This is a genomic window from Mycetocola manganoxydans, from assembly GCF_003667545.1.
GTDB classification, from domain to species: domain Bacteria; phylum Actinomycetota; class Actinomycetes; order Actinomycetales; family Microbacteriaceae; genus Mycetocola_A; species Mycetocola_A manganoxydans.
In genome coordinates, this window is sequence record NZ_RCUV01000020.1 from 21,120 (window position 1) to 47,575 (window position 26,456).

Here is a 26,456-nt window from a genome sequence, read left to right on the forward strand (position 1 = left end):
GTCTCGAGCGGCTGGTCAGCGCATCCGGCTGACGTACTCGCCGAACGCAGGATCACCGGTCATGGCGACCGCGATACAGCCGAACATCACGACGTTGGCGACGACTCCGAAAACGAGTGGAATCCACCACGCCTTGCGGCCAGCACGAAGGGTCCGCAACGACAACCAGAGCGCGGTGATCCAGAGCGCTGCCTGGACGAGAAGCGCGGTCCACCCCATGGCGGCACCGAGGGACTCGGTCGAGTAGGTGCCCACATCGAGCTGGACGAAGGTCGTGCGGATCGCGGTGGGCAGATCGATGAGGGCGGAAGCCGACAGAACGACGGTCATCAAACCGACACCCAGAAGGATCATCGTCGCGATGCGGTCACCGCTCGGGCCGGCGGCCGGCGCCGTCGCAACGGCGTCGCGGCCACCCTGCACGCTGATATGGCTCGACGTCGACTCCTGCGACTCAACGGGAATCGACTCGGCGTCGTCGAGTGGAACCTTGATCGCGTTCCGCTGCTCCTCGGGAGTGGCGTACTCGCCGAACTGCGGGCGAGGGCGCTGGGGATCACTCACGACTGGTTCCGCGGACCGGGCGCCTGCTTGTTTTTGGCACCCTTGAGGTTGGTGCGGAGCTCCTTGGGCAGCGAGAACATGAGGTCCTCCTCGGCCGTCTTCACTTCCTGCACGTCCAGGTAACCCGCGGAAGCGAGGCTTTCGAGCACCTCATCGACGAGGACCTCGGGTACGGACGCGCCACTGGTGACGCCAACGGTCTCGACACCGTCGATCCATTCCTGACGGATCTCGCTCGCGTAGTCCACGCGGTAGGCGGCCTTCGCACCGTACTCGAGGGCGACCTCGACGAGGCGGACGGAGTTGGACGAGTTGGCGGAACCGACGACGATCACGAGGTCGGCATCCTGCGCCACCTTCTTGATCGCGACCTGGCGGTTCTGGGTGGCGTAGCAAATGTCATCGCTGGGCGGGTCCTGCAGATTCGGGAACCGGGTACGCAACCGGCGCACCGTCTCCATCGTCTCATCGACGCTGAGGGTCGTCTGCGACAGCCAGACGACCTTGTTGGGGTCCTTCACCTCGACGGTGTCGGCTTCGTCCGGACTTCCCACGAGCGTCGTGTGCTCGGGTGCCTCTCCGGCGGTTCCCTCGACTTCTTCGTGGCCTTCGTGGCCGATGAGAAGAATCTCGAAGTCGTCGCGGGCAAACCGAACGGCCTCACGGTGAACCTTCGTCACGAGAGGGCAGGTCGCGTCGATGGCCTGGAGCCCACGGTCGGACGCGGCGTTGACCACGGCGGGCGAGACACCGTGGGCGCTGAAGACGATGTGTGACCCTTCCGGGACCTCGTCCACTTCCTCCACGAAGATCGCGCCCTTGCTCTCGAGCTCCGAGACGACGTGGATGTTGTGCACGATCTGCTTGCGCACGTACACCGGAGCGCCGTAGTGCTCAATCGCCTTCTCGACGGCTATGACGGCACGGTCAACACCGGCGCAGTAGCCACGGGGCGCAGCCAGCAGCACCCGCTTATGTCCGACCACCGGGGTATCCTTGAGCCTCGAACGCACGCCGGGAATCCTCGGCATGGGCAGGCTGATTGTCGTGTCACTCACATCTCAATTCTAGGCTGTTGCCTCTGTGCACATGCTGGACGACCAAGGAGCGAGAAAACGGATGCCGGATTCCCCCGCCACAGTCGAGAATCCATGGCCGGTCGGGCTCCTCGGGGCAAAGCTCCGCGACTACATCGATCGGCTCGGAACGGTCTGGGTCGAGGGTGAGCTCGCCCAGTGGGGAACATCCGCCGGCAACGTCTACGGCAAGCTCAAGGACCTGGGCGGCGACGCCACCGTGAGTTTCACCATCTGGTCATCGGTGAAGGCCCGCATCCCCGCTGATCTCAAGCACGGCGACCACGTCGTCGCCCTGATCAAGCCGAACTATTGGGTCAAGGGCGGTTCGCTCACGATGCAGGTTCTGCAGATGAAGCACGTCGGAATCGGCGACCTGCTCGAGAGACTCGAACGGTTGCGTACCCAGCTCGCCGGGGAAGGACTGTTCGAGCTCTCCCGCAAGAAACGGCTCCCGTTCCTTCCCCACTGCATCGGCCTCATCACCGCCAAGGACTCCGACGCCGAGAAGGACGTCCTCCGCAACGCTCAATTGCGTTGGCCCGCCGTTGACTTCCGGGTCGTCCACGCCGCAGTTCAGGGTGACCGGACCGTGCCGGAGGTCATCTCGGCGCTCAAACGGCTCGACGCCGACCCCGAGGTCGACGTCATCATCGTCGCGCGTGGCGGAGGCGACTTCCAGAATCTCCTCGGGTTCAGCGACGAACGCCTCGTGCGGGCGGCTGCCGCGTGTACCACCCCTCTCGTGAGCGCGATCGGGCACGAAGCCGACCGACCCCTGCTCGATGATGTCGCCGACCTGCGGGCGTCGACCCCGACGGATGCCGCGAAGCGCGTCGTCCCTGACGTCACCGAAGAGCTGTCCCGCGTGCACCAGGCCCGCGCGCGCCTCGGCACGCGGCTCTCGACCTACCTCCACACCGAGACCGCTCGGATCGGGCAATTGCGCTCCCGCCCTGCTCTCGCGTCCGCGACCTGGATCATCGACTCACGCGCTGAGGAACTCACGCGATATGTCGCTCGGGGCACCGAACTGGTCGACCGGATCCTCGAGCGGTCGGGCCGTGAGATCGGTGACCTGCGTTCGCATCTGCGCGCTCTGTCGCCCCAGCGCACGCTCGACCGTGGCTACGCGATCGCGCAGAGCGCAGATGGGCACATCCTTCGCGAGGCGCCGGACGCCCCGGCCGGGACCCCCTTCACCCTCACCCTCGCCTCCGGCCGGATCGCTGCCCACTCCGATGGCCAGACAAATTCGTCGTCCACCGACCCCAGATAGGATTGGACCATGCCAGAAACCCGTGAGGTCGCCAGCCTCAGCTACGAGGACGCACGCGATGAACTCGTCCGCGTCGTCTCCGAGCTCGAGCAGGGAGCACCCACGCTCGAACAGTCACTTGCGCTCTGGGAGCGCGGCGAGGCGCTGGCACGTCGGTGCGAAGACTGGTTGATCGGCGCGAAAGCCCGGCTCGACGCAGCACGCGCAGCCACCCAATCGAGCGAGGCGCAACAGTCCGAATGAGTTCCCCCCGTCGCCAGCCGCGGGTCGTCGCCGAGCTCGGCCGCCCCGAAACTCCCCAGGAGACAGCCGACCGCAAGGCCGAGAATTCCCGCAACTACCGCAAGCGGAAGACGATCAACAACCTCGTCTACTCGCTGCTGGTCTGCGTCGGTCTCGTGCTGATCATCGCGCTGGCCGTGCCCAGGGCTGATAGCTCTCTCCTGACCGAAGTCGATTACCGGTCAGTTGCCGCCGATGCCCAGGCGTCATCCGAGTACACGCTGGCGAACCCCGAACTGCCCGAGCGCTGGAGCGCCAACCGGGCGGAGACCGACTCGTCCGGCGGCGTCTCGTCCTGGAACATCGGTCTCCTCACTCCCTCGAGCGAGTACATCGGGGTCACACAGGGGTTCGACGCCAACGAAACATGGCTGGCGGGGCAGCTCCGGCAGTCTGCTGCGTCGAGGACCGTGACCGTCGACTCCATTGAGTGGACCGTGTACGACAACCGTGGCCGGGAGAACGTCGGTAACGTCGAGTATGCGATGGCGACGGAATCCGGGGATTCCACGTTCATCCTCTTCGGAACGGCGGCCGACGGCGAATTCCTCACCGTGGCATCCGCCCTCACCGACCAGATCCTTGCAAACCAGACGGAAGGAACCGACTGATGCCCACCCTGCGGCCCAACAAAGCGTGGTCAGTCATGATGCGCGGGAACGCGCGATTCGTCGCGGGAGAACCGCGGCATCCGCGTCAGGACGTCGAACGTCGTGAATCACTCGCGCACATCCAGAACCCCGACGTGGTTCTGTTCGGATGCTCCGACTCGCGCCTCGCGGCCGAGATCATCTTCGACAAGGGGCTCGGCGACCTGTTCGTCGTCCGCAACGCCGGGCAGGTGATCTCGGACTCGGTCGTCGGTTCGCTCGAGTACGCCGTCGGAATCCTGCACGTCCCGCTCATCGTCGTGCTCGGCCACGACGAGTGCGGCGCTGTCCGCGCCGCGATCGATTCCGTCGCCCCGGATGCCACACCGCTGCCCCCGCACATCGACTCGCTGATCCAGCAGATCGTGCCCGCCGTGAAGCGCGTGGGCAAAGCCAGGTCCGTGGAACCGTGGACAGCCGACCCGCTCGAAGTAGGCCGGGAACACCTGCGCGACACCGTCGCCGAACTGCTCGAGCGGTCGGAGATGATCAGCGATGCGGTTGCCGCCGGGATCCTCGGTATCGTCGGAGCGAACTACAAACTGCTGGAGGGCACAGCGGTACCGGACATCATCATCGGAAACATCGACAAACAGGCCGCCGGCGCAGCGTAGCGCCACCACACGAGGAGAAGACAGACAGTGTCAGACACAACCGAGTACCGCATCGAGCACGACACGATGGGCGAGGTCCGGGTTCCGGCCTCAGCGTTGTACAGCGCCCAGACGCAGCGCGCCGTCGAGAACTTCCCGATCTCCGGTGCCGGGCTCGAGTCAGCCCAGATCGCCGCACTGGCGCGCATCAAGAAGGCTGCAGCAGCGGCAAACGCCCAGCTGGGCGTCCTCGATGCCGCCATCGCCGAGGCGATCGGCGGCGCTGCCGACGATGTCATCTCCGGCCGCCACGACGGTCAGTTCCCGATCGACGTCTACCAGACCGGTTCGGGCACGTCGTCGAACATGAACATGAACGAGGTCCTCGCGAACCTCGCGACGAACCGTCTCGGCTCGCCGGTGCACCCCAACGACCACGTGAACTGCTCGCAGTCCTCGAACGACGTGTTCCCCACCTCGGTACACATCGCCGTGACGAGCGCGCTCATCGATGACCTCATTCCTTCCCTCGACCACCTCGCCGTCGCCTTCGAGGCGAAGGCCGAGCTGTGGAAGAGCGCGGTCAAGAGCGGTCGCACCCACCTGATGGATGCCACGCCCGTCACCCTCGGCCAGGAATTCGGCGGTTATGCCCGCCAGATCCGTCTCGGCATCGAGCGGGTCCGCTCGGCACTCCCCCGCGTCGCAGAGGTACCGCTCGGTGGCACCGCCGTCGGAACAGGCATCAACACTCCTGCCGGCTTCCCGCAACTCGTCATCCAGCTGCTGGTGGACGACACCGAGCTTCCGATCACCGAGGCGGCCGACCACTTCGAGGCGCAGGCCAACCGCGACGGCCTCGTCGAGGCATCCGGTGCTCTTCGCACGATCGCCGTGAGCCTCACCAAGATCTGCAACGACCTGCGCTGGATGGCGTCCGGCCCGAACACCGGCCTGGGGGAACTGCACATCCCCGACCTGCAGCCCGGATCGTCGATCATGCCAGGCAAGGTCAACCCGGTCATCCCGGAGGCCGTTCTCATGGTCTGCTCGCGCGTGATCGGAAACGACGCGACGATCGCCTGGGGCGGAGCATCCGGGTCATTCGAACTCAACGTTCAGATCCCCGTGATGGGCACCGCGCTGCTCGAGTCGATCCGCCTGCTGTCGAACGCGTCACGCGTGCTCGCGGACAAGACGATCGACGGGCTCGAGGCGAACCTCGAGCGTGCCGAGGCGCTTGCGGGCATGTCACCGTCGATCGTGACGCCGCTCAACAAGATCATCGGTTATGAGAAGGCGGCCAAGATCGCGAAGCACGCTGTCGCCGAGGGCGTTACCGTGCGGGAGGCCGTCGTAGCGCTCGGATTCGTCGAACGCGGCGACATCACCGAGGAGCAGCTCGACAGTGCGCTCGACCTGCTGTCGATGACGCACCCGGGCTAGTCCCAACCCGAGTTGCCCGGTTTCGGGGGTCCTGTTCGCACAGAACCCGCGAAACCGGGCAATTCGCGTTACAGGGTCACCACCGGCTGTGCACCTGGGACTTGATGTCTGCGTCGTAGATCGAGCGGACCGCGTCGAGGTAAGCCGTGGGGAGCGGACCGGTTTCGCCGGCGGCGGCGTTGGCCCTGGCCTGCTCGATGGAGCGGGCGCCGGGGATGACGGAGGTGACACCGTCCTGCTGGCTGACCCACGCGATCGCTGCCTGGGCGGCAGTGAGACCTTCTGGCACGAAGCCCGCGAGTTCGGCGGCCGCGCGCACACCGGTCGAGAAGTCGACGCCGGCAAACGTCTCACCGACGTCGAAGGCGCTGCCGTCGCGATTGTAGGTGCGGTGGTCGTCTGCTGCGAACTCCGTCGTCGGCGTGTAGCGGTTGCTGAGCAGCCCAGACGCGAGCGGCACGCGCGCGATGATGCCGACCCCGGCTTCTTTGGCAGCGGGAAGAACCTGTTCCAGCGGCTTCAGCCGGAACGCATTGAGGATGATTTGAACGCTCGCGGTGCCCGGGCGGGCGATCGCAGCGAGTGCTTCGTCGCAGGTCTCGACGCTGACACCGTAGTTGGAGATCACACCATCGGAGACAAGGGTGTCGAGGGCGTCGTACACCGCGTCGGTCGAGAACACCGGGGTGGGCGGGCAGTGCAGCTGAACGAGGTCGAGCTGGTCGACGCCGAGGTTCTTGCGTGACCGGTCGGTCCACTCCCGGAACTTGGCGAGAGTGAAGTTCGCGGGGTCCTGCGCTTCACGGCGGCCCATCTTCGTCGCGGTGAACACGTCGACGCCCGGGTTGGCGGCGAGGAATTTGCCGATGACCTGCTCGCTCCGGCCGTCGCCGTAGACGTCGGCTGTGTCGAAGAGCGTGACACCGGATGCGACGGCTGCATCGAGGACGGCGAGGGCGTCGGTCTCAGAAACCGTCCCCCAGTCCGAACCGAGCTGCCAGGTTCCGAGGCCGATGATTGAGACGGGGCGGCCGGTGCGGCCGAGAATGCGCTGTTCCATTGCTCCAGCCTAGGGGTGCAGTCGTGAACTTGACCGGTCAGAGCGCAGGGGTTGCGAGCGCAGGCAGAAGTGCAACGGTGACCCAGAACCCGGCCAGCAGAAATGGGCCGAATGGGACGTGCGTTCCGCTGCCGCCGACGCGCCTCGCCAGCACCACGATGCCACCGATCCCGCCGAACAGGAACGCGAGCGCGATCCCGACGATCGCAGGCACGATACCGATCGACCCGAGGCACAGTCCGAGCAGACCGGCGAGCTTCACGTCTCCCATGCCCATTCCGCCGCCGAGGTTCAGCAGCAGGAAGAACAGGAACCACCCGGCGCAACACGCGAGCGCAGCGGTGGGCGCTGAGTCCGTGACCAGACCGTGCGCGGCGATGCCGGCAAGGGCGACGGGATACCCGGGCAGCACGAGCCTGTTGGGAAGCCGATGCGACTCGATGTCGATCCTCGCAAGATCGGCGCTCACCCAGGCCAGGTAGCCCGGTCCGAGGAGCAGCGCGCTGGGACCGATCGCGACGATCGTAAGGATCCCGAGCAACGCAGCGACCGCAACTCGCCCGACCGGCCGCGTGCGCCGCTCACCGCCATCCGTTGTGATGCGCGGTTCGATGCCGGTCGTCATGCCGACACGCTAACCGGGCTGTGGCACCAGGAGGCGGTTATCCACAGCCCGGTTCGTGCGTTCAGGCGAGTTCGTTGCCCTCCAGGAGTTCGGTGACGAGCGCGGCGATCGAGCTGCGCTCGGACCGCGTCAGGGTGACGTGCCCGAAGAGGTTGTGACCCTTGAGCGTTTCGATGACGGATGCGACACCGTCGTGGCGACCCACCCGGAGGTTGTCCCGCTGGGCGACGTCGTGGGTGAGGATGACACGGGAGTTCTGCCCGATCCGGGAGAGCACGGTCAGCAGCACATTGCGTTCGAGGGACTGCGCCTCGTCGACGATCACGAACGCGTCATGCAGTGACCGGCCACGGATGTGGGTCAGCGGCAGCACCTCGAGGATGCCGCGGTCGATCACCTCGTCGAGGACGTTCTGTGACACGACCGATCCGAGGGTGTCGAACACCGCCTGGCCCCACGGGCTCATCTTGTCGCCCTGGTCCCCCGGCAGGTAGCCCAGTTCCTGGCCGCCGACAGCGTAGAGCGGACGGAACACCATGATCTTGCGGTGCTGCTGGCGTTCGAGTACCGCTTCGAGTCCCGCACAGAGGGCGAGCGCAGACTTCCCCGTCCCGGCTCGACCTCCCAGGGAGACGATTCCGACCTCGGGGTCGAGCAGCATCTCGATCGCGAGTCGCTGCTCCGCGCTCCTTCCGTGCAGGCCGAACACATCCCGGTCGCCGCGAACGAGCTTGAACTCACGCTTGCCTGTGACACGACCGAGCGCGGATCCGCGGTCGGAGTGGATGACGAGACCCGTGTTCACCGGCAGATCTTCGACCTCTTTCGAGAGCCCGGTCTCAGATTCGTACAGATCGCTCATGGCGTTCGCGGAGATCGTGATGTCAGCCATACCGGTCCAACCGGAGTCGATGGCTTGCTCGGCCAGGTATTCCTCGGCCATCAACCCGATGGAGGCAGCTTTCACCCGCAACGGCAGGTCCTTCGACACCACGGTCACGGCGAGCCCGTCGGTCGCGAGGTTCTGCGCAACGGCGAGGATTCTCGAGTCGTTGTCGCCGAGCTGAAGGCCGCTCGGGAGTACCGACATGTTCGAGTGGTTGAGTTCAACGCGAAGGGAGCCGCCGTCACCGACAGGCACCGGGAAGTCGAGTCTCTCGTGTTCGATCCGCAGTTCATCGAGAAGGCGCAGAGCCTGGCGGGCGAAATACCCGATCTCCGGGTCGTTCCGCTTCTTCTCGAGCTCGGAGATGACGATGACGGGAATGACGACACTGTGCTCGGCGAACCGGAACAACGCCTTCGGGTCAGACAACAAAACCGAGGTATCCAATACATAGGTACGCTCGGTCTGCTTCTGAGGTGCTGGTTGTGAAGTTGTGGTCTGGTGCTGCCCTTCCGTGTCGTGCTGCAGTGCGTGGGTACGTATCGCGGTCATTGCCACTCCCAGCCGAACCTGTCGGTTCGGATCTCCAGCGAGTGCGACCACGAGCGTCCCGAGTCGAACTTATGTGGCCGTCTCGACCAGGCGCCGTGCCTGGTAACTCAGACGTTACGACTCGGTGCCGGGACTTTCCATGACGACACGCAGGGTTGACATTGCGGGGAAGTAAACATTCGCTGCGTGCCGGATGAATGCGGTTCAGTAGGCGACGGCGGTGGAGAACGACACGAACGAATCGCGAAGCATTCCGAGCGTCTCGCTCGTCGTTCCGGCGTGGACGCTCAGCCGGATCCGGTTCTGCCTGATGGTGGTTGTGACACCGTGGTTGTGCAGGGATGCGCTGAGCAACGCCACCTGATCCTCAGCCGGGTCGAGGATGACGATACCCGCACGCTCGTGTTCGGCCCGCGGTGAGACGACACCGATGGCGAATTCGTCGGCAAGGCTGAGCGCCTCCCCGACCCGGTCGGCGACGGCGGCGCTGATGTTCCCTATTCCGGCGGCCGCGATTTCCTCGAGCGCCGCCGCCAGCCGGCCTGCGGCCGAGAAATCGGGGTTCGCCACGCTGTAGGCCCGGGCCGTTTTCGATGGCGGGGGCACGGAATCCCACGGCTCGGGCTCGTCCGTGCCTGTGTAACCACTGACGACGGGTTCGAGGTGCTCGAGCGCCCGGTCACTGAGGGCCAGAAAGCCCGTTCCCCAGCCCGACCGCAGCCATTTCTGCCCACCGGATGCCACGACATCCGCCACCTCGAACGGAGCGTCCACGACGCCAAGCCCCTGGATCGCGTCGACGATCAGCAGTCGGTCCCCGATGACCTGCCGGATGCCGTCGAGGTCGGCGAGGTACCCGGTGCGGGTGTCGACGAGGCTCACCGCTACAGCCGTGATCGACGGTGTCAGCTGTTCGCGGATCGTGTGCGGTGTCACCCGGCCGTGATCGGTTTCGAGCCACGTGGGGGTGAGGACCTGCATCGATTCCGACGCGCGCGCCGCCGCGACGGTGAGGCTGGGGAAATCGCCGGCTGACAGCAGTACCGAGCCGGTGATCCCGAACATCGTGTGCATGAGACCCATGCTCGTGTTGGGCTGGCTGACGATGTTGTCGGCGGGAAAGCCGAGAAGAGCGGCAACAGCGTTGCGCATCCGCTCGTCCTGGCCGCGAAGCTGGTCGATCGCGCCGTATCGTGCACGGCCGAGCAGATCAAGCTGGGAGCGGATCTCAGCCTGCACGACTCCGGCGAGGGGGCCGACCCGTCCGTAGTCGAGATACCCGGATTCCTCTCCGAATCCGCGCAGATAGTCGTCGATCCCGGTCATCTCTATCCTCCGAAGCGGCGTTGTCTTCTCGAGTAGTCGCGGAGGGCGCGCAGAAAATCGACCTCGCGGAGATCGGGTCCGAGCGCTTCGACGAAATAGAACTCGCTGTGGGCACTTTGCCAGAGCATGAAGTCGCTGAGGCGCTGTTCACCCGACGTCCTGATGACGAGGTCGGGGTCCGGCTGGCCGCTTGTATACAGATGTTCGCCGATGAGATCGGGGGTGAGAAGCTCCGCGAGCGATTCGAGATTCCCGCCGGTGAGGTGGTGCTTCTCGACGATGCTTCGCATGGCGTGGACGATCTCGGTCCGCCCGCCATAACCGACAGCGAGATTGATGTGCATGCCTTTTTTCTGGGCGGTGCGTGAGTCGGCTGCATTCAGTGCGGCGACGAGAGGCTCGGGCAGGCCGGCCGTTGCGCCGACCTGTTGAACACGCCAGTTCCGATAGTGCGAGAGCTCTTCGGCGAGGTCGGCGATGATCTCGATGAGGTCGTGAAGTTCTTCCGGCGACCGGGACGTGAGGTTGTCGCTCGAGAGCAGGTACAGAGTCACCACTTTGACCCCGAGATCGTCACACCACTCCAGGAACTCACGCATCTTGGCGGCCCCGGCCCTGTGCCCGTGTGCAGCCGTCTCGTAACCGAGTTGCTTCGCCCATCTGCGGTTGCCGTCGATGATCATGGCCACGTGGTGAGGCAGCGTCTCCGAGCTGAGGGCGCGACGAAGCCGCTTCTGGTACAGGTTGTAGAGAAACCCGGGTCCCGGCTCTGACTGGCTGTTCATCACACCGTTACGTTAGTGCAGATTGAGCCCGGTGGTGCCGCGTATCCTGTGATCTATGCCCCAGCCGTCGTTCCCTTCCTCACGCCCGGATCCCTCCAGCTACAAGGCAACAGCAGGGCCGGATCCCGATGTGGACGCCGCTGTCGCGCGTGACGATGCTCAGGGCCCCGACCTGCCGAATATCCCGCTGCTCGACGACACGATTGCGCGTCCCGAGGAGTCGAAGCCGACCTGGCGAGGCTGGATCCACGCGGGCACGTTCCCGCTCACCATCGTCGGCGGCATTCTGCTCGTCTCGCTCGCGGATGGGGCAGCGGCGAAGTGGAGTACAGCGGTCTTCGCACTGAGCTCGATGCTGCTGTTCGGGATCTCAGCGCTCTACCACCGGATCAACTGGTCACCGCGTTCGAAGGTTCTGCTCAAGCGGATGGACCACGCCAACATCTTCCTGCTGATCGCGGGGAGCTACACGCCCGTCGCGGTGCTCGCACTGCCGCCGGAGAAGGGGACGTTGCTCCTCGTACTGGTGTGGGGAGGCACGATCATCGGCATCACGTTCCGGATGTTCTGGCTGCACGCGCCTCGCTGGCTCTACGTGCTGCTCTACATCGTGCTCGGCTGGGCCGCGGTCATGTACCTCTTCGACATCCTCCGGGTGAACCCGGCGACGATGATCCTGATCATCGCCGGCGGGCTCCTCTACACCGGAGGTGCCGTCGTGTACGCGATGAAACGACCGAATCCTCTGCCGGGGCACTTCGGATTCCACGAAATCTTCCACTCCTGCACGGTGCTTGCTTTCGGATGCCACTGGGTCGGCATTCTCCTGCTCGCGATCGACCCCACCTACCCGGTCGGCTGACGCCGGGTCAGTCCCTGCGGGTCAGCACGAAGACAGGAATCTCGCGCGTCGTCTTCTTCTTGAGCTGTTCTACGGCTCCGCGGACGATTTCGTGCGCGAGCGGCTGCGGTTCATGTACTCGCGGCGCGTTGGGCCAGGCAACGCTTCTTTTCGGTGGTCCGCTCGCTGGTGGGAGCATCCCGAAGCACTCGCGCGGATCGACGCTCTGTGGCGCTCATGGGAGCACCTTCGTCTCGACGCAGCCACCGGTTCGAGTACGTGGTGGATCGAGCATGCCGATCACCACATGCCAATTTTGATGAGCCCGGAAGGGCCATTCGCCAAGTCCGAGGACAAGAACACTCCTGGCGAGCCGTTGCCCTATGAAGCGCCTCCGGCTGGTTTGTTTCCCGACATGCGAAGACAACATCACGAAGGTTGAACTGTCCGAACTAACCCGTGCCGGTCGGGTCTTCGCCTCGCGTTCACAGTTCTCTCAGTCTGACGACCGCGGCATCGCGTATCCTTGTCGAGACCTATGTGAATGCGAGCGTATCGATCGGAGTGACTGTGTTTGCAAGCAGCCATCCTTCGTTGGCCTCGACCTCAGCTTCGGGCGGATTCGCCCGAACGATATTCCTAGCGCTGTCGTTCTGCGCAATTCTGGTCGGCCTCCTTGCCTTCCACTCGTCAACTGGATCGCACGCCTTCGCTGGCGTGCCACTGGCGCATCAAACGCACGCAACTCCAGTGGCGGCGACTACAAGCGTCGACTCCTCGCCCACCACACCATCCTCGATGGCGTGTGACGTCGAATGCCTCGTGGGATATGCAATCGCGTTGCTCGCCTGCCTCTCGTTGCTTGTTTTGATGGCGCTCGCTTATTTTTTCCGCGTGCCGACATCCCGAGCACAACCACGCGATCGCGGCCCCACCGCGACATTCACGATTCGCGGCCCCGGCTTCTCATTTTCTCAGCCGTCGCTGACGGCGCTCTGCGTCATTCAGGTTTAGAGCCCATCCGGAAGTCGTCGAGCCTGCTACGGCGAACTAATCCCAGCTGATTAGCTCGCCCTAGCAGACCGCCGACAAGATGGCCCCGATCCTTAGACGATCGGGCGATGGTTACCAACCCGGCCGTCGCCCCGTCGCGCTGACCAGAAGTAGTCAATGCCTGAAGTACATAACCCCCGCCCAGCAGAAGCACCGATTTACCCGACTCGCCGGAGCCTGCGCGAGTCGAGTAGTCAAAAAATTGCTCCCCCTCGTCCGAAAAGAGCCAGCCCACCGAAGGCTCGTCCGACACCGACGGGTCCGCGCAAAGGTAGGGGAAGTCGCCTGACCGCCCGACTTGCGGCGTTTCTCGTTGTGCCTGCCCTCTTCGGAACGATGGCGCTCCCGGCCTTCGGTGCACCAGCTCCGACGACAGGTGCCGACGACGTCATCGGTACTACCGATGCGCAGAGTCTCATCGTTGGCTCGGATGTCACAGCGGCCACCGTCCAGCGAGACGGCTACTCAGCAACAACGAAGCAAGAGCTGCAAGCGGCGGCGGCTGCTGCCGCTGCGGCCGCGGCGGCGGCAGCAGACCGCGCCCGGACCGGATCAGCGTCCAGCTACAACTACAACGACACGGACCTTATCGGCTTCCTCGGTTCTGATGGGCAGACCTGGCAGCGCCCCATTGGCGCTTCTATGACGTCGGCATACGGCCCTCGTCGGATCATCTGTAATGGAGCTGGGTGTTCGAACGGTTTCCATGACGGTGTCGACTTCGGCGCGTCTTGCGGGACACCGATCAGGGCGGTGTCTGCGGGACGAGTGGTCTTCGTCGGATCTGCAGGATCGTATGGGAACCGCGTGATCGTCGACCACGGCGGCGGCGTTGAATCGATCTACGGTCACGTCGGCGGAGGTTCGTACCGGGTCTCGGCCGGGGAGCTCGTGCAAGCGGGAACAGTCGTCGCAAGTGTGGGTCGCACCGGAGTCGTCACCGACTGCGTCCTCGATCTGAAGATCCGCATCAACGGAGCCTTCACCGGCCCGGTGCCGTTCCTCGCTTCCCGAGGCGTCAACCTTTAGCCCAGCGCACCATCGCCACAGAAAGTATGCCTTGTGAAGAAGAGCACCAAGATCAATATTGCGGTCACTGCCGCAGTCGTCGCCGTCCTGGCCATCATCGTGTTCATTGCCGTCGCGAAACCGTTCTCGCCGCCCCAGGAAGAGACGGCCGCCGCGACGCCGATCGTCGCGGAAAACAGCCACCGTCTTGATGTTGCGGAAGACGGGAAGGCGACGCTGGTCGAGTTCCTCGACTTCGAGTGTGAAGCGTGTGGAGCGGCGTATCCCTCCGTTGAACAGATCCGGGAAGAATATGCCGGCGAGATCACTTACGTGCTGCGGTACTTCCCCATCCCTTCTCATCAGAACTCGATGAACGCCGCGATCGCTGCGGAGGCCGCAGCGCAGCAGGGTGAACTGGAATCGATGTACCGGAAGCTGTTCGAGACCCAGACGGCGTGGGGCGAACAACAGGACTCGAAGGCAGGGCTATTCCGCCAATACGCCCAAGAGCTTGGCCTCGACATGGCGGCCTACGACGAAGCGGTGGCTGACCCTGAGACTCAGGCACGCGTGAAGTTCGACTTCGATGCTGGTGTCGCGCTCGGGGTCGAGGGGACGCCCACGTTTTTCGTCAACGATGAGATGGTCTCCGTGACCTCATCCGGTGACATCCGTGCAGCCCTCGACGCCGCTCTTGACAAGTGAGTACCCCGGTACAACGACATCGGACAAAACGGGTAGTTCTCGCTGCCGCTAGCCTTCTCGCTTGGATCACCCTGCTGGTGCTTGCGGCGACGCTTGGCTTCGGTGGGGGAGTAGTTCCGCAGCCGTTTGAGGACCCGGGCCCCGTGGTGAGATGGGGTCTGCCTGTGTCGAAGCTGGCCTTTAACGTCTGCGCGGCAGTTACGATCGGCGCCCTCTTTTTCGCGGCGTTCGTTCTGCCGCCGTCGACAACAAGCCATGCCCGTTCCCTGAGGATCGCGTTGTTTGCCGCAGGCGCTTGGACAATGGTCTCGGTTTTCGGGCTCGTATTCGCCTTCCTCTCGCTCGTGCCAATGAGCTTGTTCGATCCGGGCTTTTTCACTCAGTTCGTCTACTTCGCGCAGGCGATCCCCCTCGGGCAGACCTGGCTGGTCACCATTCTGCTGACAGCCAGCATCAGCCTCATCGCGCTACTCGCGCAGCGGCCGGGACATGCTGCCGCGGGCGGTGCTCTTGCCGTTGTGGCCCTGCTACCGATGGCTCTGACTGGTCACGCCGCCGGGGACCAAGGCCACAGCACGGCTGTGACGGCGCTGGCGCTGCATATGCTTGGGGCGGCGGTGTGGCTCGGTGGACTCATTGTGCTGGTCGCGATCCGTCCGCAACTGAATCCGGACCGATTGAAGGTGGTCATCCAGCGGTACTCCGTGGTTGCTCTGTCCGGGTTCATTCTGGTCGCAGCTTCGGGTGTCGTCATCGCAGTCGTTCAGCTGAACGATGTCATCAACCTCACCACCCCTTACGGACTGATCGTGCTAGCCAAGGCGGTCGTCCTCGTGCTGCTCGGCGGTGCTGGCGCGTGGAACCGGCTTCGTCTGATCCGGCGGTTCGGCCAACCGGGAAGCAGAGCCGCGAGAACATTCTGGCTCGTTGTCGGCTCCGAACTTGTCCTCCTCGGGATCGCGTCGGGTCTGGCGGCGGGCCTGGGCCGCACTCCGCCACCGGAGCAACCCATTCCGGCTAACTTCCCGCCACCAGCTGAGGCAGTGACAGGCAACCCCACTCCGCCCGAGCCCAGCGTGGTGACCCTGTTCACCGAGTGGCGGCTCGACCCGCTGTGGGCGCTCGTGTCCGTGGCCGCTCTGATCCTCTATTTCCTGGGAGTTCGGCAGTTGCGTGCCCAGGGACGACGGTGGCCTGTGGGCCGCTCCGTGGCCTGGGTTCTGGGACTGGGCCTCCTGTTCTACGCGACCAACGGAAGCGTCGTTGTGTATCAGGACTACCTCGTCGGGTTCAACGTGGTTTCGCTGCTCCTGATCTGCGTCATGGCACCCGTCGCGCTGCTTGCTGCACGACCGGGAACGTTAGTCCGCTCAGTCGTGGCGTCGAGGACAGATCGAACGATCGGGTTCGCCGAAGCCTTCGTTTCAGCGGGACGGTTCAGCGCTCTGCGAGCGATCAGTAGTCCCGTCCTGTGGGCGATCCTTCTGCCGTTTTCGTTTGCGGTGTTCCTTTTCACTCCATTGGTCGAGTGGTCACTGCGGGAGCCGTTCGGCTATCACCTCACAATCGTCTGCTTCCTGACTCTGGGCGTGTTGTTGACTCGGACGGTCCTCCAGGCCCGCACGACGCGGATCGCGCTGGTGGCTGTCGGGGTTTTCCTGATCGGGATGCTTGTCCTGGCACTTGCCCTATACACACATGGGGCAGTGCTGGGGGCGGGTTGGTTCCTCAGCTTGGAGCTGGACTGGCGTGGAGGCCCACTGAGTAGTCAGCAGGCCAGCAGCTATCTGGTCGCCGGGGTCGCCGTCGTGTGGTCGGCAGTGCTGGCTGCGACGTTGCAGCGACCCGCCCACAGTGCGCAAACACCGACTGATGTGCCCCTGGCGAAATTGACTCCTGAAAGGACGAGTTGATGACGACCATCAATGAAACCAGACCCCGGATGCCGCGAGCGTTCCGGCTCGCTTCGCTGACAGCGATCGCCGCGATGCTCGCGGCCGTCTTCATGGCGAGCGGCACACAGCCCGCCCGAGGACACGACTATCTGGTCTCCGCGTCCCCTGCAGCCGACGCCACGATTGAAAGCCCGCTCACCAGTGTGTCGCTGACGCTGAGCGAAGCGCCCCTGGAAGGTCTGGATACGAGCTCGTACATCTCAGTTGTGGCGGCCGACGGACGGACGGCTTCGGCGGAGGAGGTCATCCTCGAGGGTTCAACGTTGTCGGTGCCGGTAACGTTCGGGAACCCGGGTATCTACACAGTGACCTGGCAAACCGTGTCATCCGACGGGCACCCAATCTCCGGCAGCTACTCCTTCACATGGCTCAGCAACGGGGAAGGAGAATCTAGCGCTCCGACGGCAACGAGTTCGCCAATCCCGTCAGCCACCGAAACGCCGTCGACGCCGGCTGCGCCAGCCGAGGCTGGAGATAGTTCATCTGCGGTCGGAGTCCTCTTCTGGGCAGCGGCACTCGTCTTGTTCCTGGGATTGGGCGCCACCGCCTACCTCGTATTCCGGGCGCAGAGGCGGAGAGCCCAAGATTCGGGCAGAGCACCATGAGGAAGGTCACCGGCATACGTGGGCTTGCGTCGGCGGGGATCGCCCTCGCTCTGGCGCTCACCGTCTCGGCGTGCTCACCGAACGATCCGCTCTCCGAACAGTATCTGGAGGGAAGTAACAAGGGGTACATCGCCGGCGACGGTTCCGTAACCGAGATCCCTGTCGACGAGCGCACCGAAGCGATCACATTCGACGGGGTCGACGAACACGGGAAACCGTTCAACTCGGCCGAGTTCGCAGGCGAAGTCCTCGTGGTGAACTTCTGGTATGCCGGCTGCGCTCCCTGCCGGGCCGAGGCTCCACAGCTTCAAAGCCTGTGGGAAGAGTATTCGCGCCAGGGTGTGCAGTTCGTCGGCGTCAATGTTTACGACCAACCTGACACGGCGATCTCATTCAACGAGACCTACGGGATCACCTACCCGTCGATCATCGACGTCGGCACCGGTGCAGCGAAACTGGCGTTCACGGGGACGGTCCCGCCACAGGCCGTTCCGACCACTCTCGTGCTCGACAGGGACGGTCGTGTCGCCGCTCGGATCCTTGGACAATTGCCCGACGAATCAGTCCTATCCACCCTGATCAAAGACACCGTCGCAGAATGAGTATTCAGCCCACGATCCGCAGCACAGTGCGGCAGTCGGTCAACGACACAACCCACCTCCCCACTTCGGACGAAAATGAACGCCGATATTGACGGCCCGGTCTGGGTCCCCACCCTGCCGCCAAGCTTTGAGCAGCTCCTCGCGCCCAACCTGCAACCCATCCCACTTCTCCCGGCGATCGCCCTACTGCTCGCGACGGCATACACAATTGGTGCCATCCGGTTGTGGATGCAAGGACGGCGCTGGTCAGTTATCCGCACCATCTGCTTCCTGATCGGCTGCACCCTTCTCGCGGTCGTAACCGGTGCGGGTATTGAGGGATATGGCTATGAACTGTTTTCAGTCTTCATGTTCCAACAGCTAACCCTGATGATGGTTGTCCCGCCGCTTCTTATCCTCGGCTCACCCGGAACACTGCTGCTGCGAGCAACACCGCACGGCGGGCTTGGGCGGACAACCCTGCGAGTCGCCCTCGGCGCTTTGCGCTCGCCTGCCGCACGACTTGCAGTGCACCCGGCGACGGTAATCCCGCTTGCGGCGCTGAGCTACCTGGGACTGTACTTGACCGGCGCAGCCGATGTTCTTCTTCGCACCTGGATCGGTCACGTCGGTCTGGAGATCGCGTTCTTGTGCATTGGCATTCTGGTGGCGACGCCGCTGATTTCAGCCGACCCGCTTCCGCGACGAACGTCCTTCGTGTTTCGTGTGGTCGACACGTTCGCGGAGATGCAGATCCACGCGATCTTGGGATTGGTGCTGATGCTGACCCACACTCCCATCATTCCGTTCTTCGCCACCATCCCGGAGTCGTGGAACATCGATCCGGCGATCGACCAGTCCGCGGCCGGCATCCTCGCCTGGACCTACGGAGAGCTTCCTCTGCTGATCATTCTGATCGTCACGCTCTCCCGGTGGGAACGACGCGACACCAGACAGGCGACCACGATGCAAGCCCTTAACGACGCCGAACTGGATGAATACAACGAGTACCTCCGCCGGCTGAGTCCGGACACGACGCAGCCGACGCCGACGCACAGCGACGGCGCTTCGTCCGCTTCCGCGCCGCCCGAGGCGCGCCCCCACAGTAAGGCGCAACACGAATGAATCCCGGAACAATAGTGATGGACGGGCAACTCCTGCTTGCCGTTCTGGTGGCACTGCTGGCGGGGCTCGTGTCATTCGCGTCCCCGTGCGTCCTTCCACTGGTGCCCGGCTACCTGGGCTATGTCGGCGGCATGTCCACCGCAAGCCCGACGGATGCGGGCCTTCGCGCCCGAAAACGAGTTGCGCTCGGAGCGGCGCTATTCGTCCTCGGGTTCTCCGTCGTCTTCGTCACGCTCGCCGCATTCGCCGGAACAATCGGCTCCTTCGTCATCCAATGGCAGGATCTGATCACCCGCATCCTCGGCGTCGTCGTGATGCTGATGGGCCTCGTCTTCATTGGACAGGTGTCGTTCCTTCAGCAATCACTCAAGACGTCCTTCCGGCCTGTTACCGGGCTTGCCGGTGCCCCGCTTCTCGGCATGACATTCGCCATCGGTTGGACGCCGTGCTTCGGACCGGCGCTCGTGGCAATCAGCGCCCTGAGCCTTGAAACCGGGTCCGTCTGGCGCGGCGCCCTGCTGGGGTTCGTCTACTGCGTCGGTCTGGGCATCCCGTTCATCCTCATCGCTCTGGGCTTCAACTGGGCCACGGCAGCGACCGGGTTCTTCCGTCGGCACATCAGGGCAGTGAACCTCGCCGGAGGCGCCCTCCTGCTTCTTCTCGGGCTTTTCATGGTCAGTGGTCTGTGGGGACGCCTCATGTCCTCACTTACCGGAGTCATCGGCGGATTCACGACCCCGATTTGATCGGAGCGAAATACCAACTCAGGCCTTGAGCAGATCGCTGCACAACGCTACTATCGCTATATGCCGATGATAGAGATTGATTCCCACAGGGAAGATGCTGAACGCGACCTCGGTCCTGCCGCGGCACTCTTCCACAGCCTCGCTGACCCGACACGGCTCGGTATTCTCCAGCACCTGGCGGCCGGGGAACATCGCGTCCGCGACCTAACCGACCATCTCGGATTCGCCCAAAGCACGGTCAGCGCTCACCTGGCATGTCTGCGCGATTGCGGATTGGTCACGTCCAGGCCACACGGCCGGGCTTCCATGTTTTCCCTCGCGACAAGCGCTGAGTTACTCACGCTGCTCTCCGCAGCGGAAGAACTCCTAGCGGCCACTGGCTACGCCGTCACTCTGTGCCCCAACAACGACAGCGCACAGGTTGGTAGAAGGGTGACGGCATGAGTCACGATCACGACCACGCAAGCAACGGCAACACGACACGACTTGCGATCGCGTTCGGCATCACCGCCACGATCCTGATCGCAGAAGTCGTCGGCGCGCTCCTCACCGGAAGCCTTGCCCTCCTGGTGGATGCGGCTCACATGCTCACAGACGCCGGCGGCCTACTGATGGCGCTCATCGCAGCTCGCCTCGCTCTCAGCGCTCCGACATCCCGCCGCACGTGGGGGTTCCGACGAGCCGAAGTTCTCTCAGCGACGGCGCAAGCTGCCATCCTTCTTGCCGTCGGACTGTACGCCTTCATTGAAGGGGTTCAGCGGCTCTTCTCTCCGCCCGAGGTGTCGGCCGGTGGCCTTCTCGTTTTCGGCATCATCGGGCTGGTCGGCAACATCGTTGCCATCGCCATTCTCAACTCTCGGCGCTCCGCGAACCTGAATCTCAGAGCCGCGTTCCTGGAAGTGCTCAACGACGCCCTTGGCTCTGTCGCAGTGATCATCAGCGCAATCGTCATTGCAACCACAGGATGGACTCAAGTCGACGCCATCGCTGCCATGATCATCAGCGCGCTCATCATCCCGCGCGCCGTCATTCTGCTCCGCGAAACCGCCAACATTCTCCTCGAGTCGACACCGAAAGGCTTGGACCTGGACGCGGTACGCAACCACATCCTCGGATTGCCCCACGTGCTCTCCGTGCATGATCTCCATGCGTCCCAGATCGCTACTGGTCTACCAACGCTGAGCGCGCACGTCGTCGTCGATGACTCCTGCTTTTACGATGGACACGCCCCCAAGATGCTGACTGATCTTCAGGCGTGCGTTGCGGAGCACTTCGACGTCAGCGTTGAGCACTCCACGTTCCAGATTGAAGGCGTTGGCCATACCGAGTCTGAGGCCTCAACCCACGCGTGACCGACGGGCGGTTGCTCGCTTTTGGTTCCAGCAGGCGTGGCCTTGCTTCACAAACACCGGCACAGCTTAGGATGGTCGGGATGAAAGAACTGGTTGGAGGACGTGCGCCGCACGGCGGTGCCGTCGCTCGCGCCTTCCGCGTAGTGATCCTCTCGCTCATCGTTACCGTTTTTGCTGCGTTCGCAGCGCATCATGCGGAGTCCTTACTTACCCCGCAGCACACGAATGCCGTCACTCAGCACGCCGCGATCGCTGCGGACGCGGACCCCCTCCCGGACGCCGCATCGCCAGCTAAGACAGTTGTCTCTATGTCGGTCACTGACCTTGACGTCCTGCAATTTGTGGGATTCGGTTGCGCAGCGCTCGCGCTGTGCGCTCTCCTCGGCGCGCTCCTGAAAAGCGCAGCGCTGATCGGGCGCCATGGACGCCTCCTGGGCGGCCGCACAGCGAGAGTTGTCGCCGTGGCGGTATACGCCGTTTCACGTATCCCGGTGGCACCTTCGCCAGCGCAACTTTCCATCAGCCGAACCTAGAATCCGCTTTCGGCGCCGTCGCACTCCATCTTTTTACGTAGTTGCGCAGTCGCCGTCAGGCGTCGTGGATCCAGGGCTGACGCTCGTGGCTTGAATGCCCTGCGGGGTCTTCGCCCGCGACCAACGGTTCCCACGCGGCACCGAGCAACATTCGCCGTTCACCGGCCCCAGTATCGATGAATTTGAAGGAATCCACGTGAAGAACCAGGACGATACCGCACAAGCCCCGCCCGGGAAGCGGCTCACTCGTCGCCGACGGGCGCTGACGATGCTCGTCAGTCTCATCTTCGTCGCGACGGTGTTCGGGCCAGCTCCGGCGAACGCCGCGCCGGACTATCCTGACTGGGCCGATGTTGAGGCCGCGAAGCAGAATGAAGCCAGCAAGAACGCTGAAATTGAGAAGCTCAACGCCCTGATCTCCGAACTACAGGTGAGCTCCGACTCATTACGCCAGACGGCGAATGAGGCGGCTGCAAAGTATGAAACGGCACTCCAAATTGCGCTCGAAGCCGAACTGAAATCCGATGACCTGGCAGCCCAACTCACTGACGCTGAGGCGACTGCGGCCGATTCGAAGCAGCAAGCCGGTGCGCTTTTTGCTCGTATGGGGCGGATGAACAGCACCAACGTTTCGCTCGAGCTCTTTCTCGAGTCAGAAGCAACGGACGACACGCTTTATAAGCTCTCCGCGATGGCCAAGTTCACCGAGCGTTCCACCGAGGTTCTTCAGTCGGCGCGGCAGGACGCCAACCATGTCTCCTCGGTTACCGCGCAAGCCAAGGTGGCAGCCGAGACGCTCGAGGAAGCGAGAGCGGAGGCGGAAACCCAACTCGCTGTCGCCCAGGAAGCTGCAGACGTCGCCCTTGCAGCTTTGCAGGAGCAGCAGGTGCGCGAATCCACTCTCGTCGAACAGTTGGCGTTTTTGAAGGACACGCGTGCATCGGTGGAGCGTGACTACCTGGCGGGAGTCGCAGCGAGGAAAGCCGCCGAAGAGGCCGCCGCCGCTGAAGCAGCGAGGAAAGCCGCCGCTGAAGCAGCGAGAGGTAACGGTAGTAGTGGCAGTAGCGGAGGCGGGAGCAGTAGCGGGGGCGGAAGCAGCGGGGGCGGCACCAGTAGCGGGACGGCAGGAAGCTACTTCGTGCCGTCTTCCCAGGGTTGGTGGCGCCCGGTGCCCGGCCCTGTCACCTCTCCGTATGGGCCGCGCAGGGTCATTTGCAACTCGGCCGGATGCAGCAACAACTTTCACGCCGGCGTCGACCTCGCAGGCAGTTGCGGCACGAAGATTCGCTCGGTAGCTGCGGGCAGGGTCGTATCAGCCAGGAACGCGGGAGCGTTCGGAAACCGCGTCATTGTCGACCACGGCGGCGGGGTCCGATCGGTGTACGGTCACATGCAGACAGGATCCTTCCGTGTGTCAGAGGGGCAGCAGATCGCGGCCGGGACCTTCATCGGCGGAGTTGGCGCGACCGGTGTTGTGACGGGTTGCCATCTCGACATCAAAATGACGGTCAACGGCGGTGGCGTGAACCCATCAACGTTCCTGCGCGGGCGCGGGGTCAATCTATAGGGGGGTGCGGTGCGATTGTTCGATTTCTTCCCTCTCTTGATCAACCGGCCCCGGCGAGTGCAGCCTCGAATCCGGGAAGATCATATGAGCGCCGAAGATTTGTCTCCTGCACACGGGTTTTCTGAGGGCGGCGACGAGGCTTGCCGGCTTTAGTCACCGCCATGGTTACTTATGTTGCGTGACCGTGGCCTTCCAATCTTTCTCCATCCTTTCTGTAGTCAGCTTCGGGGCAGGATGCGCCTACGTTCGAGGCCTGCGAGAGACAAATAGCCTCGCATATGAACAGTCCGATCAGCCCGCATCCAGACACCGCAAGGCGTGGATATTCGGCGCACCGCATCAGCTGCCCCGCATTCCGTGCCGATGTGGTGCAGGGCATCATGGGCGGTTTGGACCGCTACTGCTGCGCTCCGACGCCAAACGCCGACTCTCAACCACGGAGGCGGTTCTTAACTCGCATCGCGAGGAAACCGGCCGCGGCGAACCCGGACAGACCGCCAAGCACGGTGCCCAGTTCGATTACCTGCCCGGCCGCCATCGCCGGCGTGATTGTGGTGCTCAGTGGCACGCTCTGTACCATCGCTCCGGGTGTGAAGGTGGGCAGCCGGTCGATGGTGCTCCCGTCCGGGCCTATCATGGCGGACGTCCCGACCGTGGAGATGTTCACCACGCTGCGTCCGGCCTCGATGGCGCGCAAGCGCGCTATAGCTAGTTGCTGGGCGCTTTGGTCGGTGCGTCCAAAGTCGGCGTTGTTCGTGGGCGCGAGGATGACCTCTGCACCGCGACCGACCATCTCCCGGATCAGGGTGTCGTCCACGATGTCAAAGCAGATGGCAAGCCCGGCCTGCACCCCGTCGATGTCGAAAACATTCGGTCGTTCCCCGATGGAGAAGTCCCTCGGGATGAGAGAAAACAGCTCCGGCGCTAACGGGTACCAGAAATCACGGTCGGGTAGGTACTCAGCGAACGGAACGGGATGCTTCTTGTCGTACTGCGCCTTCGCCCCGATGCCCACCTCCCACAGCAGCAGGCTGTTGAACATCTCTTCGTCGGTCTGCGTCACGGTACCGACGACAACGGGTGCATCCATCCGTGCGGACACCAGGTCGAGTGCGGCAGCTGCGGCAGGATACTCCAGCGGGTTGAGGTCGGAGGCGTTCTCCGGCCACACCACCAGGTCTACCGGTTCGTCGAGGACCGGAATGGTTGCGGCGACGTGGTCGTTAAGGATCCGTCCCGGCTGGTTCGCCGCGAGCAGACCTGCGTCCGAGTTGCCTTGGACGGCCGCGACCCGAAGTTTCCCGGTTTCCTGGACAGGGAACGGCGGAACGGCTGCAAGCCCCACGAGCGCAACCGCGGCGACCGCGAACACTGCGCGTGGGCGTCCGGCGCGGGCGGTCCGGGCGGTTTGGACCACAAGTGCGCTGACCCAGGCGATGAGGAAGGATAGTCCGGCAACGCCCACCCACGCAGCCAGATCACCGTAAGGGCTTTCCGATTGGGAGAATGCGAGCCGGCCCCAGGAGAAGCCACCGTACGGCCAGTTGCTTGTGACATACTCGCGGGCCGTCCACAACGCGGCTATCACGACAGGCGTCACCCCTGACCGAAGCCAGGGCCGCACGAATACCGCATCGGTGGTGCGCCAGGCAAGAGCGATGACGACCGCTCCGGCGGTGAGGAGCACCGTTTCCAGGCCGGTCAGCGCCGCCCATGGGGCCGGCCCGAGGTACACGGTCAGCCAAAAAATATGGGTGCCGAGGAACGTGGCCCCGCCGAGCGCGCCGGCCCCGACCGCAACCCAGGTTCGGCGGGCGGTGAGGCTTGCCAGCAGCAGCGGCGTGCCCACGAAAATGAGCGGCCACCAACCGGCGCTGGGGAACGCGAGCGCATTCAGCACTCCGCCGACCGCGGCCGCGGCGAGAGGCCCCCACACTCCCGTTGGGACGACGCGGCGTCGTATCGGCGTTGTCGGCAGGGGTGGGGTGTCGAGGTCAGTCAGTGTGGGCATTGACATTTATCTTCCGTGAACGCTCTACTCGTCGATCGCGTCACAAATGAGAGTTCGCGGGATGGATGCTTCCTGCAAGCATTCCGCCGTATTGGACCAAGTGACTATCAATGGCTACCACGTGTTCCATTCTACGCGTCGTAGAAGTAGGCACGAGTCCGGGGCCCTAGCCCGCCCTCATGCGCATCCGCTTCTGGCCGCTCGGCGTGATGTCTCGCCTTACCATGGAGGTTCATCACAGTTTTTTCGAAGGACGTGTCGTGCCGAGTAGCGCCCGCAAATCAGCCAGCCCCCGGATCTGGAGCCGCCGCATGGCGGCAGCGGTCATCGTGGCAACTTCAACCCTCCTGTGGACTGGGTGCTCCGTCACCGTCGCGCCAAGCGACTCCCAACCACAGGCGAGCAGCACAGCCACGCCGGTCCCTGTCGCCGAAGTGACAGCGATGTCACCGACATCCGGATCGGTGACCGGCGGCACCACACTCACCCTCACAGGCACCGGGTTGGCGGATGTCACCGACGTCACCATCGGCGGCATCCCGGCCACCGACGTGACGGTCACCGAGGACGGCACCGTCACCGCAGTCGCGCCCGCGGCCCTGCACTACCAGCCGGCGGACGCTGCCGTCGTCGTCTCCAGCGGCGACAAGGTCGTCGAGCAGTCAGAGCCGCTGAATTACGCGTATTCGGTGATCACTGGTGTGGACGCGCAGATGCAGTACGCGCTGAAGCACTGGAACGACTACAACTCGAACACGTGGGGCAACCTCAACCCGGTCGGCGGGGACTGCGCCAATTTCGTCAGCCAAACCCTGATCCAGCGCGGCTGGACGCAGAACGAGACCTGGTTCAACAAGAACGCTGCGGCCACCCTTTCCGACTGGAGCCCCGCCTGGGGATATGTTCCGGCGATGGACAACTGGTTGGCGAGCGACGACAGCCTCGGCCTGACGAAGCTCACACTCGACCAGCGCGACCAGGTGAAGCTGGGAGACATCGCCATCTTCGACTGGAACCTCAACGACATCCCTGACCACGTGATGCTCGTGTCGAGTGTGAAAGTTGTCGACGGCGTCACGAAGATTACCTTCGCAAGCCACAACCGCGACGGCGATTACCGCGACCTCGACGACGTTCTCACGATCGACCATCCGGGTGGGAACGCCTGGTTCTGGAGCATCCCCGCATAAGGCGCTGCTCGTCGCAGACGTGTCGCGTCCTTCTTGGTAATCCTTCGCTCACAGGCG

Annotated in this window: 26 protein-coding genes and 1 pseudogene; 19 read left to right on the top strand and 8 right to left on the bottom strand. The window is 63.9% G+C overall.

Features of this window, described 5'->3' with window-relative positions; translation table 11 throughout:
* Nucleotides 1–15: 15 nt before the first annotated feature.
* Nucleotides 16–564: a DUF6264 family protein gene (locus tag D9V29_RS13435; RefSeq protein WP_121673842.1), complete on the bottom strand. Its 549-nt coding sequence runs from the start codon at nucleotides 562–564 to the stop codon at nucleotides 16–18.
* Nucleotides 561–1,595, bottom strand: coding sequence for a 4-hydroxy-3-methylbut-2-enyl diphosphate reductase (locus D9V29_RS13440; protein ID WP_121673892.1), 1,035 nt, complete (start codon nucleotides 1,593–1,595; stop codon nucleotides 561–563). Before D9V29_RS13440 ends, D9V29_RS13435 begins: the two co-directional genes overlap by 4 nt.
* A 58-nt stretch (nucleotides 1,596–1,653) precedes the next feature.
* Here D9V29_RS13440 and xseA point away from each other — a divergent pair.
* The 5 genes and pseudogenes from xseA to D9V29_RS13465 form a co-directional block, all read left to right on the top strand.
* A pseudogene (gene xseA, locus D9V29_RS13445) lies at nucleotides 1,654–2,971 on the top strand (exodeoxyribonuclease VII large subunit); the annotation flags it as partial.
* A complete protein-coding gene (locus D9V29_RS13450) occupies nucleotides 2,929–3,162 on the top strand; it encodes an exodeoxyribonuclease VII small subunit (protein ID WP_121673844.1) in 234 nt (77 codons plus the stop codon). The pseudogene xseA and the gene D9V29_RS13450, both read left to right, overlap by 43 nt.
* The gene (locus tag D9V29_RS13455) at nucleotides 3,159–3,812 is read left to right on the top strand and encodes a DUF4245 domain-containing protein (RefSeq protein WP_121673845.1); all 654 of its coding nucleotides are present in this window, start codon (nucleotides 3,159–3,161) and stop codon (nucleotides 3,810–3,812) included. The genes D9V29_RS13450 and D9V29_RS13455 overlap by 4 nt, the downstream gene beginning before the upstream one ends.
* Nucleotides 3,812–4,465, top strand: coding sequence for a carbonic anhydrase (locus tag D9V29_RS13460; RefSeq protein WP_121673846.1), 654 nt, complete (start codon nucleotides 3,812–3,814; stop codon nucleotides 4,463–4,465). Before D9V29_RS13455 ends, D9V29_RS13460 begins: the two co-directional genes overlap by 1 nt.
* Before the next feature lie 27 nt (nucleotides 4,466–4,492).
* Nucleotides 4,493–5,890: a class II fumarate hydratase gene (locus tag D9V29_RS13465; RefSeq protein ID WP_121673847.1), complete on the top strand. Its 1,398-nt coding sequence runs from the start codon at nucleotides 4,493–4,495 to the stop codon at nucleotides 5,888–5,890.
* Nucleotides 5,891–5,966: 76 nt separating this feature from the next.
* On the opposite strand, the gene D9V29_RS13470 is transcribed toward D9V29_RS13465, so the two are convergent.
* The 5 genes from D9V29_RS13470 to D9V29_RS13490 all read right to left on the bottom strand — a co-directional run bounded on the left by D9V29_RS13470 (nucleotide 5,967) and on the right by D9V29_RS13490 (nucleotide 11,124).
* Complete coding sequence (locus tag D9V29_RS13470; protein ID WP_121673848.1) at nucleotides 5,967–6,950, bottom strand: aldo/keto reductase; 984 nt, start codon at nucleotides 6,948–6,950, stop codon at nucleotides 5,967–5,969.
* A 37-nt stretch (nucleotides 6,951–6,987) separates the two neighbouring features.
* The gene (locus D9V29_RS13475) at nucleotides 6,988–7,575 is read right to left on the bottom strand and encodes a prepilin peptidase (RefSeq protein WP_121673849.1); all 588 of its coding nucleotides are present in this window, start codon (nucleotides 7,573–7,575) and stop codon (nucleotides 6,988–6,990) included.
* 61 nt (nucleotides 7,576–7,636) lie between these two features.
* Entirely contained in the window at nucleotides 7,637–9,013 is a 1,377-nt protein-coding gene (gene phoH2, locus D9V29_RS13480) for an RNA 5'-3' helicase PhoH2 (protein WP_121673850.1), read from the bottom strand.
* A gap of 204 nt (nucleotides 9,014–9,217) precedes the next feature.
* Entirely contained in the window at nucleotides 9,218–10,339 is a 1,122-nt protein-coding gene (locus D9V29_RS13485) for an aminotransferase class V-fold PLP-dependent enzyme (RefSeq protein WP_121673851.1), read from the bottom strand.
* A 2-nt stretch (nucleotides 10,340–10,341) separates the two neighbouring features.
* Complete coding sequence (locus D9V29_RS13490; RefSeq protein WP_121673852.1) at nucleotides 10,342–11,124, bottom strand: isoprenyl transferase; 783 nt, start codon at nucleotides 11,122–11,124, stop codon at nucleotides 10,342–10,344.
* A 55-nt stretch (nucleotides 11,125–11,179) separates the two neighbouring features.
* Here D9V29_RS13490 and trhA point away from each other — a divergent pair, with 55 nt between their 5' ends.
* The 13 genes from trhA to D9V29_RS13555 all read left to right on the top strand — a co-directional run bounded on the left by trhA (nucleotide 11,180) and on the right by D9V29_RS13555 (nucleotide 23,198).
* A complete protein-coding gene (gene trhA, locus D9V29_RS13495) occupies nucleotides 11,180–11,986 on the top strand; it encodes a PAQR family membrane homeostasis protein TrhA (protein WP_121673853.1) in 807 nt (268 codons plus the stop codon).
* Nucleotides 11,919–12,407: a DUF4913 domain-containing protein gene (locus D9V29_RS15255; RefSeq protein WP_373294857.1), complete on the top strand. Its 489-nt coding sequence runs from the start codon at nucleotides 11,919–11,921 to the stop codon at nucleotides 12,405–12,407. The genes trhA and D9V29_RS15255 overlap by 68 nt, the downstream gene beginning before the upstream one ends.
* Before the next feature lie 926 nt (nucleotides 12,408–13,333).
* Nucleotides 13,334–14,047: a M23 family metallopeptidase gene (locus D9V29_RS13505; protein ID WP_183085028.1), complete on the top strand. Its 714-nt coding sequence runs from the start codon at nucleotides 13,334–13,336 to the stop codon at nucleotides 14,045–14,047.
* Nucleotides 14,048–14,080: 33 nt separating this feature from the next.
* Nucleotides 14,081–14,734, top strand: a complete 654-nt coding sequence (locus D9V29_RS13510; protein WP_121673855.1) for a DsbA family protein — start codon at nucleotides 14,081–14,083, stop codon at nucleotides 14,732–14,734.
* A 164-nt stretch (nucleotides 14,735–14,898) separates the two neighbouring features.
* Complete coding sequence (locus tag D9V29_RS13515) at nucleotides 14,899–16,647, top strand: bifunctional copper resistance protein CopD/cytochrome c oxidase assembly protein (RefSeq protein ID WP_147436292.1); 1,749 nt, start codon at nucleotides 14,899–14,901, stop codon at nucleotides 16,645–16,647.
* On the top strand, nucleotides 16,647–17,294 hold the full coding sequence (locus tag D9V29_RS13520) for a copper resistance CopC family protein (RefSeq protein ID WP_121673857.1): 648 nt from the start codon (nucleotides 16,647–16,649) through the stop codon (nucleotides 17,292–17,294). The genes D9V29_RS13515 and D9V29_RS13520 overlap by 1 nt, the downstream gene beginning before the upstream one ends.
* Nucleotides 17,291–17,896 carry a TlpA family protein disulfide reductase gene (locus D9V29_RS13525; RefSeq protein WP_121673858.1) on the top strand — a complete coding sequence of 202 codons (606 nt, stop codon included), beginning with the start codon at nucleotides 17,291–17,293 and terminating at the stop codon, nucleotides 17,894–17,896. The genes D9V29_RS13520 and D9V29_RS13525 overlap by 4 nt, the downstream gene beginning before the upstream one ends.
* Before the next feature lie 75 nt (nucleotides 17,897–17,971).
* Nucleotides 17,972–19,000, top strand: coding sequence for a cytochrome c oxidase assembly protein (locus D9V29_RS13530; protein ID WP_121673859.1), 1,029 nt, complete (start codon nucleotides 17,972–17,974; stop codon nucleotides 18,998–19,000).
* Nucleotides 18,997–19,746 (top strand): cytochrome c biogenesis CcdA family protein, encoded by a 750-nt coding sequence (locus D9V29_RS13535; RefSeq protein WP_121673860.1) that lies wholly within the window; start codon nucleotides 18,997–18,999, stop codon nucleotides 19,744–19,746. The genes D9V29_RS13530 and D9V29_RS13535 overlap by 4 nt, the downstream gene beginning before the upstream one ends.
* 66 nt (nucleotides 19,747–19,812) lie before the next feature.
* A complete protein-coding gene (locus D9V29_RS13540; RefSeq protein ID WP_220699965.1) occupies nucleotides 19,813–20,190 on the top strand; it encodes an ArsR/SmtB family transcription factor in 378 nt (125 codons plus the stop codon).
* Complete coding sequence (locus D9V29_RS13545) at nucleotides 20,187–21,098, top strand: cation diffusion facilitator family transporter (protein WP_121673862.1); 912 nt, start codon at nucleotides 20,187–20,189, stop codon at nucleotides 21,096–21,098. The genes D9V29_RS13540 and D9V29_RS13545 overlap by 4 nt, the downstream gene beginning before the upstream one ends.
* A gap of 80 nt (nucleotides 21,099–21,178) precedes the next feature.
* Nucleotides 21,179–21,631 (top strand): hypothetical protein, encoded by a 453-nt coding sequence (locus tag D9V29_RS13550; RefSeq protein WP_121673863.1) that lies wholly within the window; start codon nucleotides 21,179–21,181, stop codon nucleotides 21,629–21,631.
* Between the two features lie 196 nt (nucleotides 21,632–21,827).
* Complete coding sequence (locus D9V29_RS13555) at nucleotides 21,828–23,198, top strand: M23 family metallopeptidase (RefSeq protein ID WP_183085029.1); 1,371 nt, start codon at nucleotides 21,828–21,830, stop codon at nucleotides 23,196–23,198.
* Nucleotides 23,199–23,628: 430 nt separating this feature from the next.
* On the opposite strand, the gene lnt is transcribed toward D9V29_RS13555, so the two are convergent.
* Complete coding sequence (gene lnt / locus D9V29_RS13560; protein WP_183085030.1) at nucleotides 23,629–25,209, bottom strand: apolipoprotein N-acyltransferase; 1,581 nt, start codon at nucleotides 25,207–25,209, stop codon at nucleotides 23,629–23,631.
* A gap of 260 nt (nucleotides 25,210–25,469) precedes the next feature.
* Between lnt and D9V29_RS13565 the strand changes: the two genes are divergently transcribed.
* Nucleotides 25,470–26,399, top strand: a complete 930-nt coding sequence (locus D9V29_RS13565) for an amidase domain-containing protein (RefSeq protein ID WP_183085031.1) — start codon at nucleotides 25,470–25,472, stop codon at nucleotides 26,397–26,399.
* Nucleotides 26,400–26,456: the final 57 nt, after the last annotated feature.

What these genes read in the sequence shown, in the direction of transcription:
- D9V29_RS13440 (WP_121673892.1), bottom strand. Translation starts at nt 1,595, where the DNA reads ATGCCGAGGATTCCCGGCGTGCGTTCGAGGCTCAAGGATACCCCGGTG.
- D9V29_RS13450 (WP_121673844.1), top strand. Translation starts at nt 2,929, where the DNA reads ATGCCAGAAACCCGTGAGGTCGCCAGCCTCAGCTACGAGGACGCACGC.
- D9V29_RS13455 (WP_121673845.1), top strand. Translation starts at nt 3,159, where the DNA reads ATGAGTTCCCCCCGTCGCCAGCCGCGGGTCGTCGCCGAGCTCGGCCGC.
- D9V29_RS13460 (WP_121673846.1), top strand. Translation starts at nt 3,812, where the DNA reads ATGCCCACCCTGCGGCCCAACAAAGCGTGGTCAGTCATGATGCGCGGG.
- D9V29_RS13470 (WP_121673848.1), bottom strand. Translation starts at nt 6,950, where the DNA reads ATGGAACAGCGCATTCTCGGCCGCACCGGCCGCCCCGTCTCAATCATC.
- D9V29_RS13475 (WP_121673849.1), bottom strand. Translation starts at nt 7,575, where the DNA reads ATGACGACCGGCATCGAACCGCGCATCACAACGGATGGCGGTGAGCGG.
- phoH2 (WP_121673850.1), bottom strand. Translation starts at nt 9,013, where the DNA reads ATGACCGCGATACGTACCCACGCACTGCAGCACGACACGGAAGGGCAG.
- D9V29_RS13485 (WP_121673851.1), bottom strand. Translation starts at nt 10,339, where the DNA reads ATGACCGGGATCGACGACTATCTGCGCGGATTCGGAGAGGAATCCGGG.
- D9V29_RS13490 (WP_121673852.1), bottom strand. Translation starts at nt 11,124, where the DNA reads ATGAACAGCCAGTCAGAGCCGGGACCCGGGTTTCTCTACAACCTGTAC.
- trhA (WP_121673853.1), top strand. Translation starts at nt 11,180, where the DNA reads ATGCCCCAGCCGTCGTTCCCTTCCTCACGCCCGGATCCCTCCAGCTAC.
- D9V29_RS13520 (WP_121673857.1), top strand. Translation starts at nt 16,647, where the DNA reads ATGACGACCATCAATGAAACCAGACCCCGGATGCCGCGAGCGTTCCGG.
- D9V29_RS13525 (WP_121673858.1), top strand. Translation starts at nt 17,291, where the DNA reads ATGAGGAAGGTCACCGGCATACGTGGGCTTGCGTCGGCGGGGATCGCC.
- D9V29_RS13530 (WP_121673859.1), top strand. Translation starts at nt 17,972, where the DNA reads ATGAACGCCGATATTGACGGCCCGGTCTGGGTCCCCACCCTGCCGCCA.
- D9V29_RS13535 (WP_121673860.1), top strand. Translation starts at nt 18,997, where the DNA reads ATGAATCCCGGAACAATAGTGATGGACGGGCAACTCCTGCTTGCCGTT.
- D9V29_RS13540 (WP_220699965.1), top strand. Translation starts at nt 19,813, where the DNA reads ATGATAGAGATTGATTCCCACAGGGAAGATGCTGAACGCGACCTCGGT.
- D9V29_RS13545 (WP_121673862.1), top strand. Translation starts at nt 20,187, where the DNA reads ATGAGTCACGATCACGACCACGCAAGCAACGGCAACACGACACGACTT.
- D9V29_RS13550 (WP_121673863.1), top strand. Translation starts at nt 21,179, where the DNA reads ATGAAAGAACTGGTTGGAGGACGTGCGCCGCACGGCGGTGCCGTCGCT.
- lnt (WP_183085030.1), bottom strand. Translation starts at nt 25,209, where the DNA reads ATGCCCACACTGACTGACCTCGACACCCCACCCCTGCCGACAACGCCG.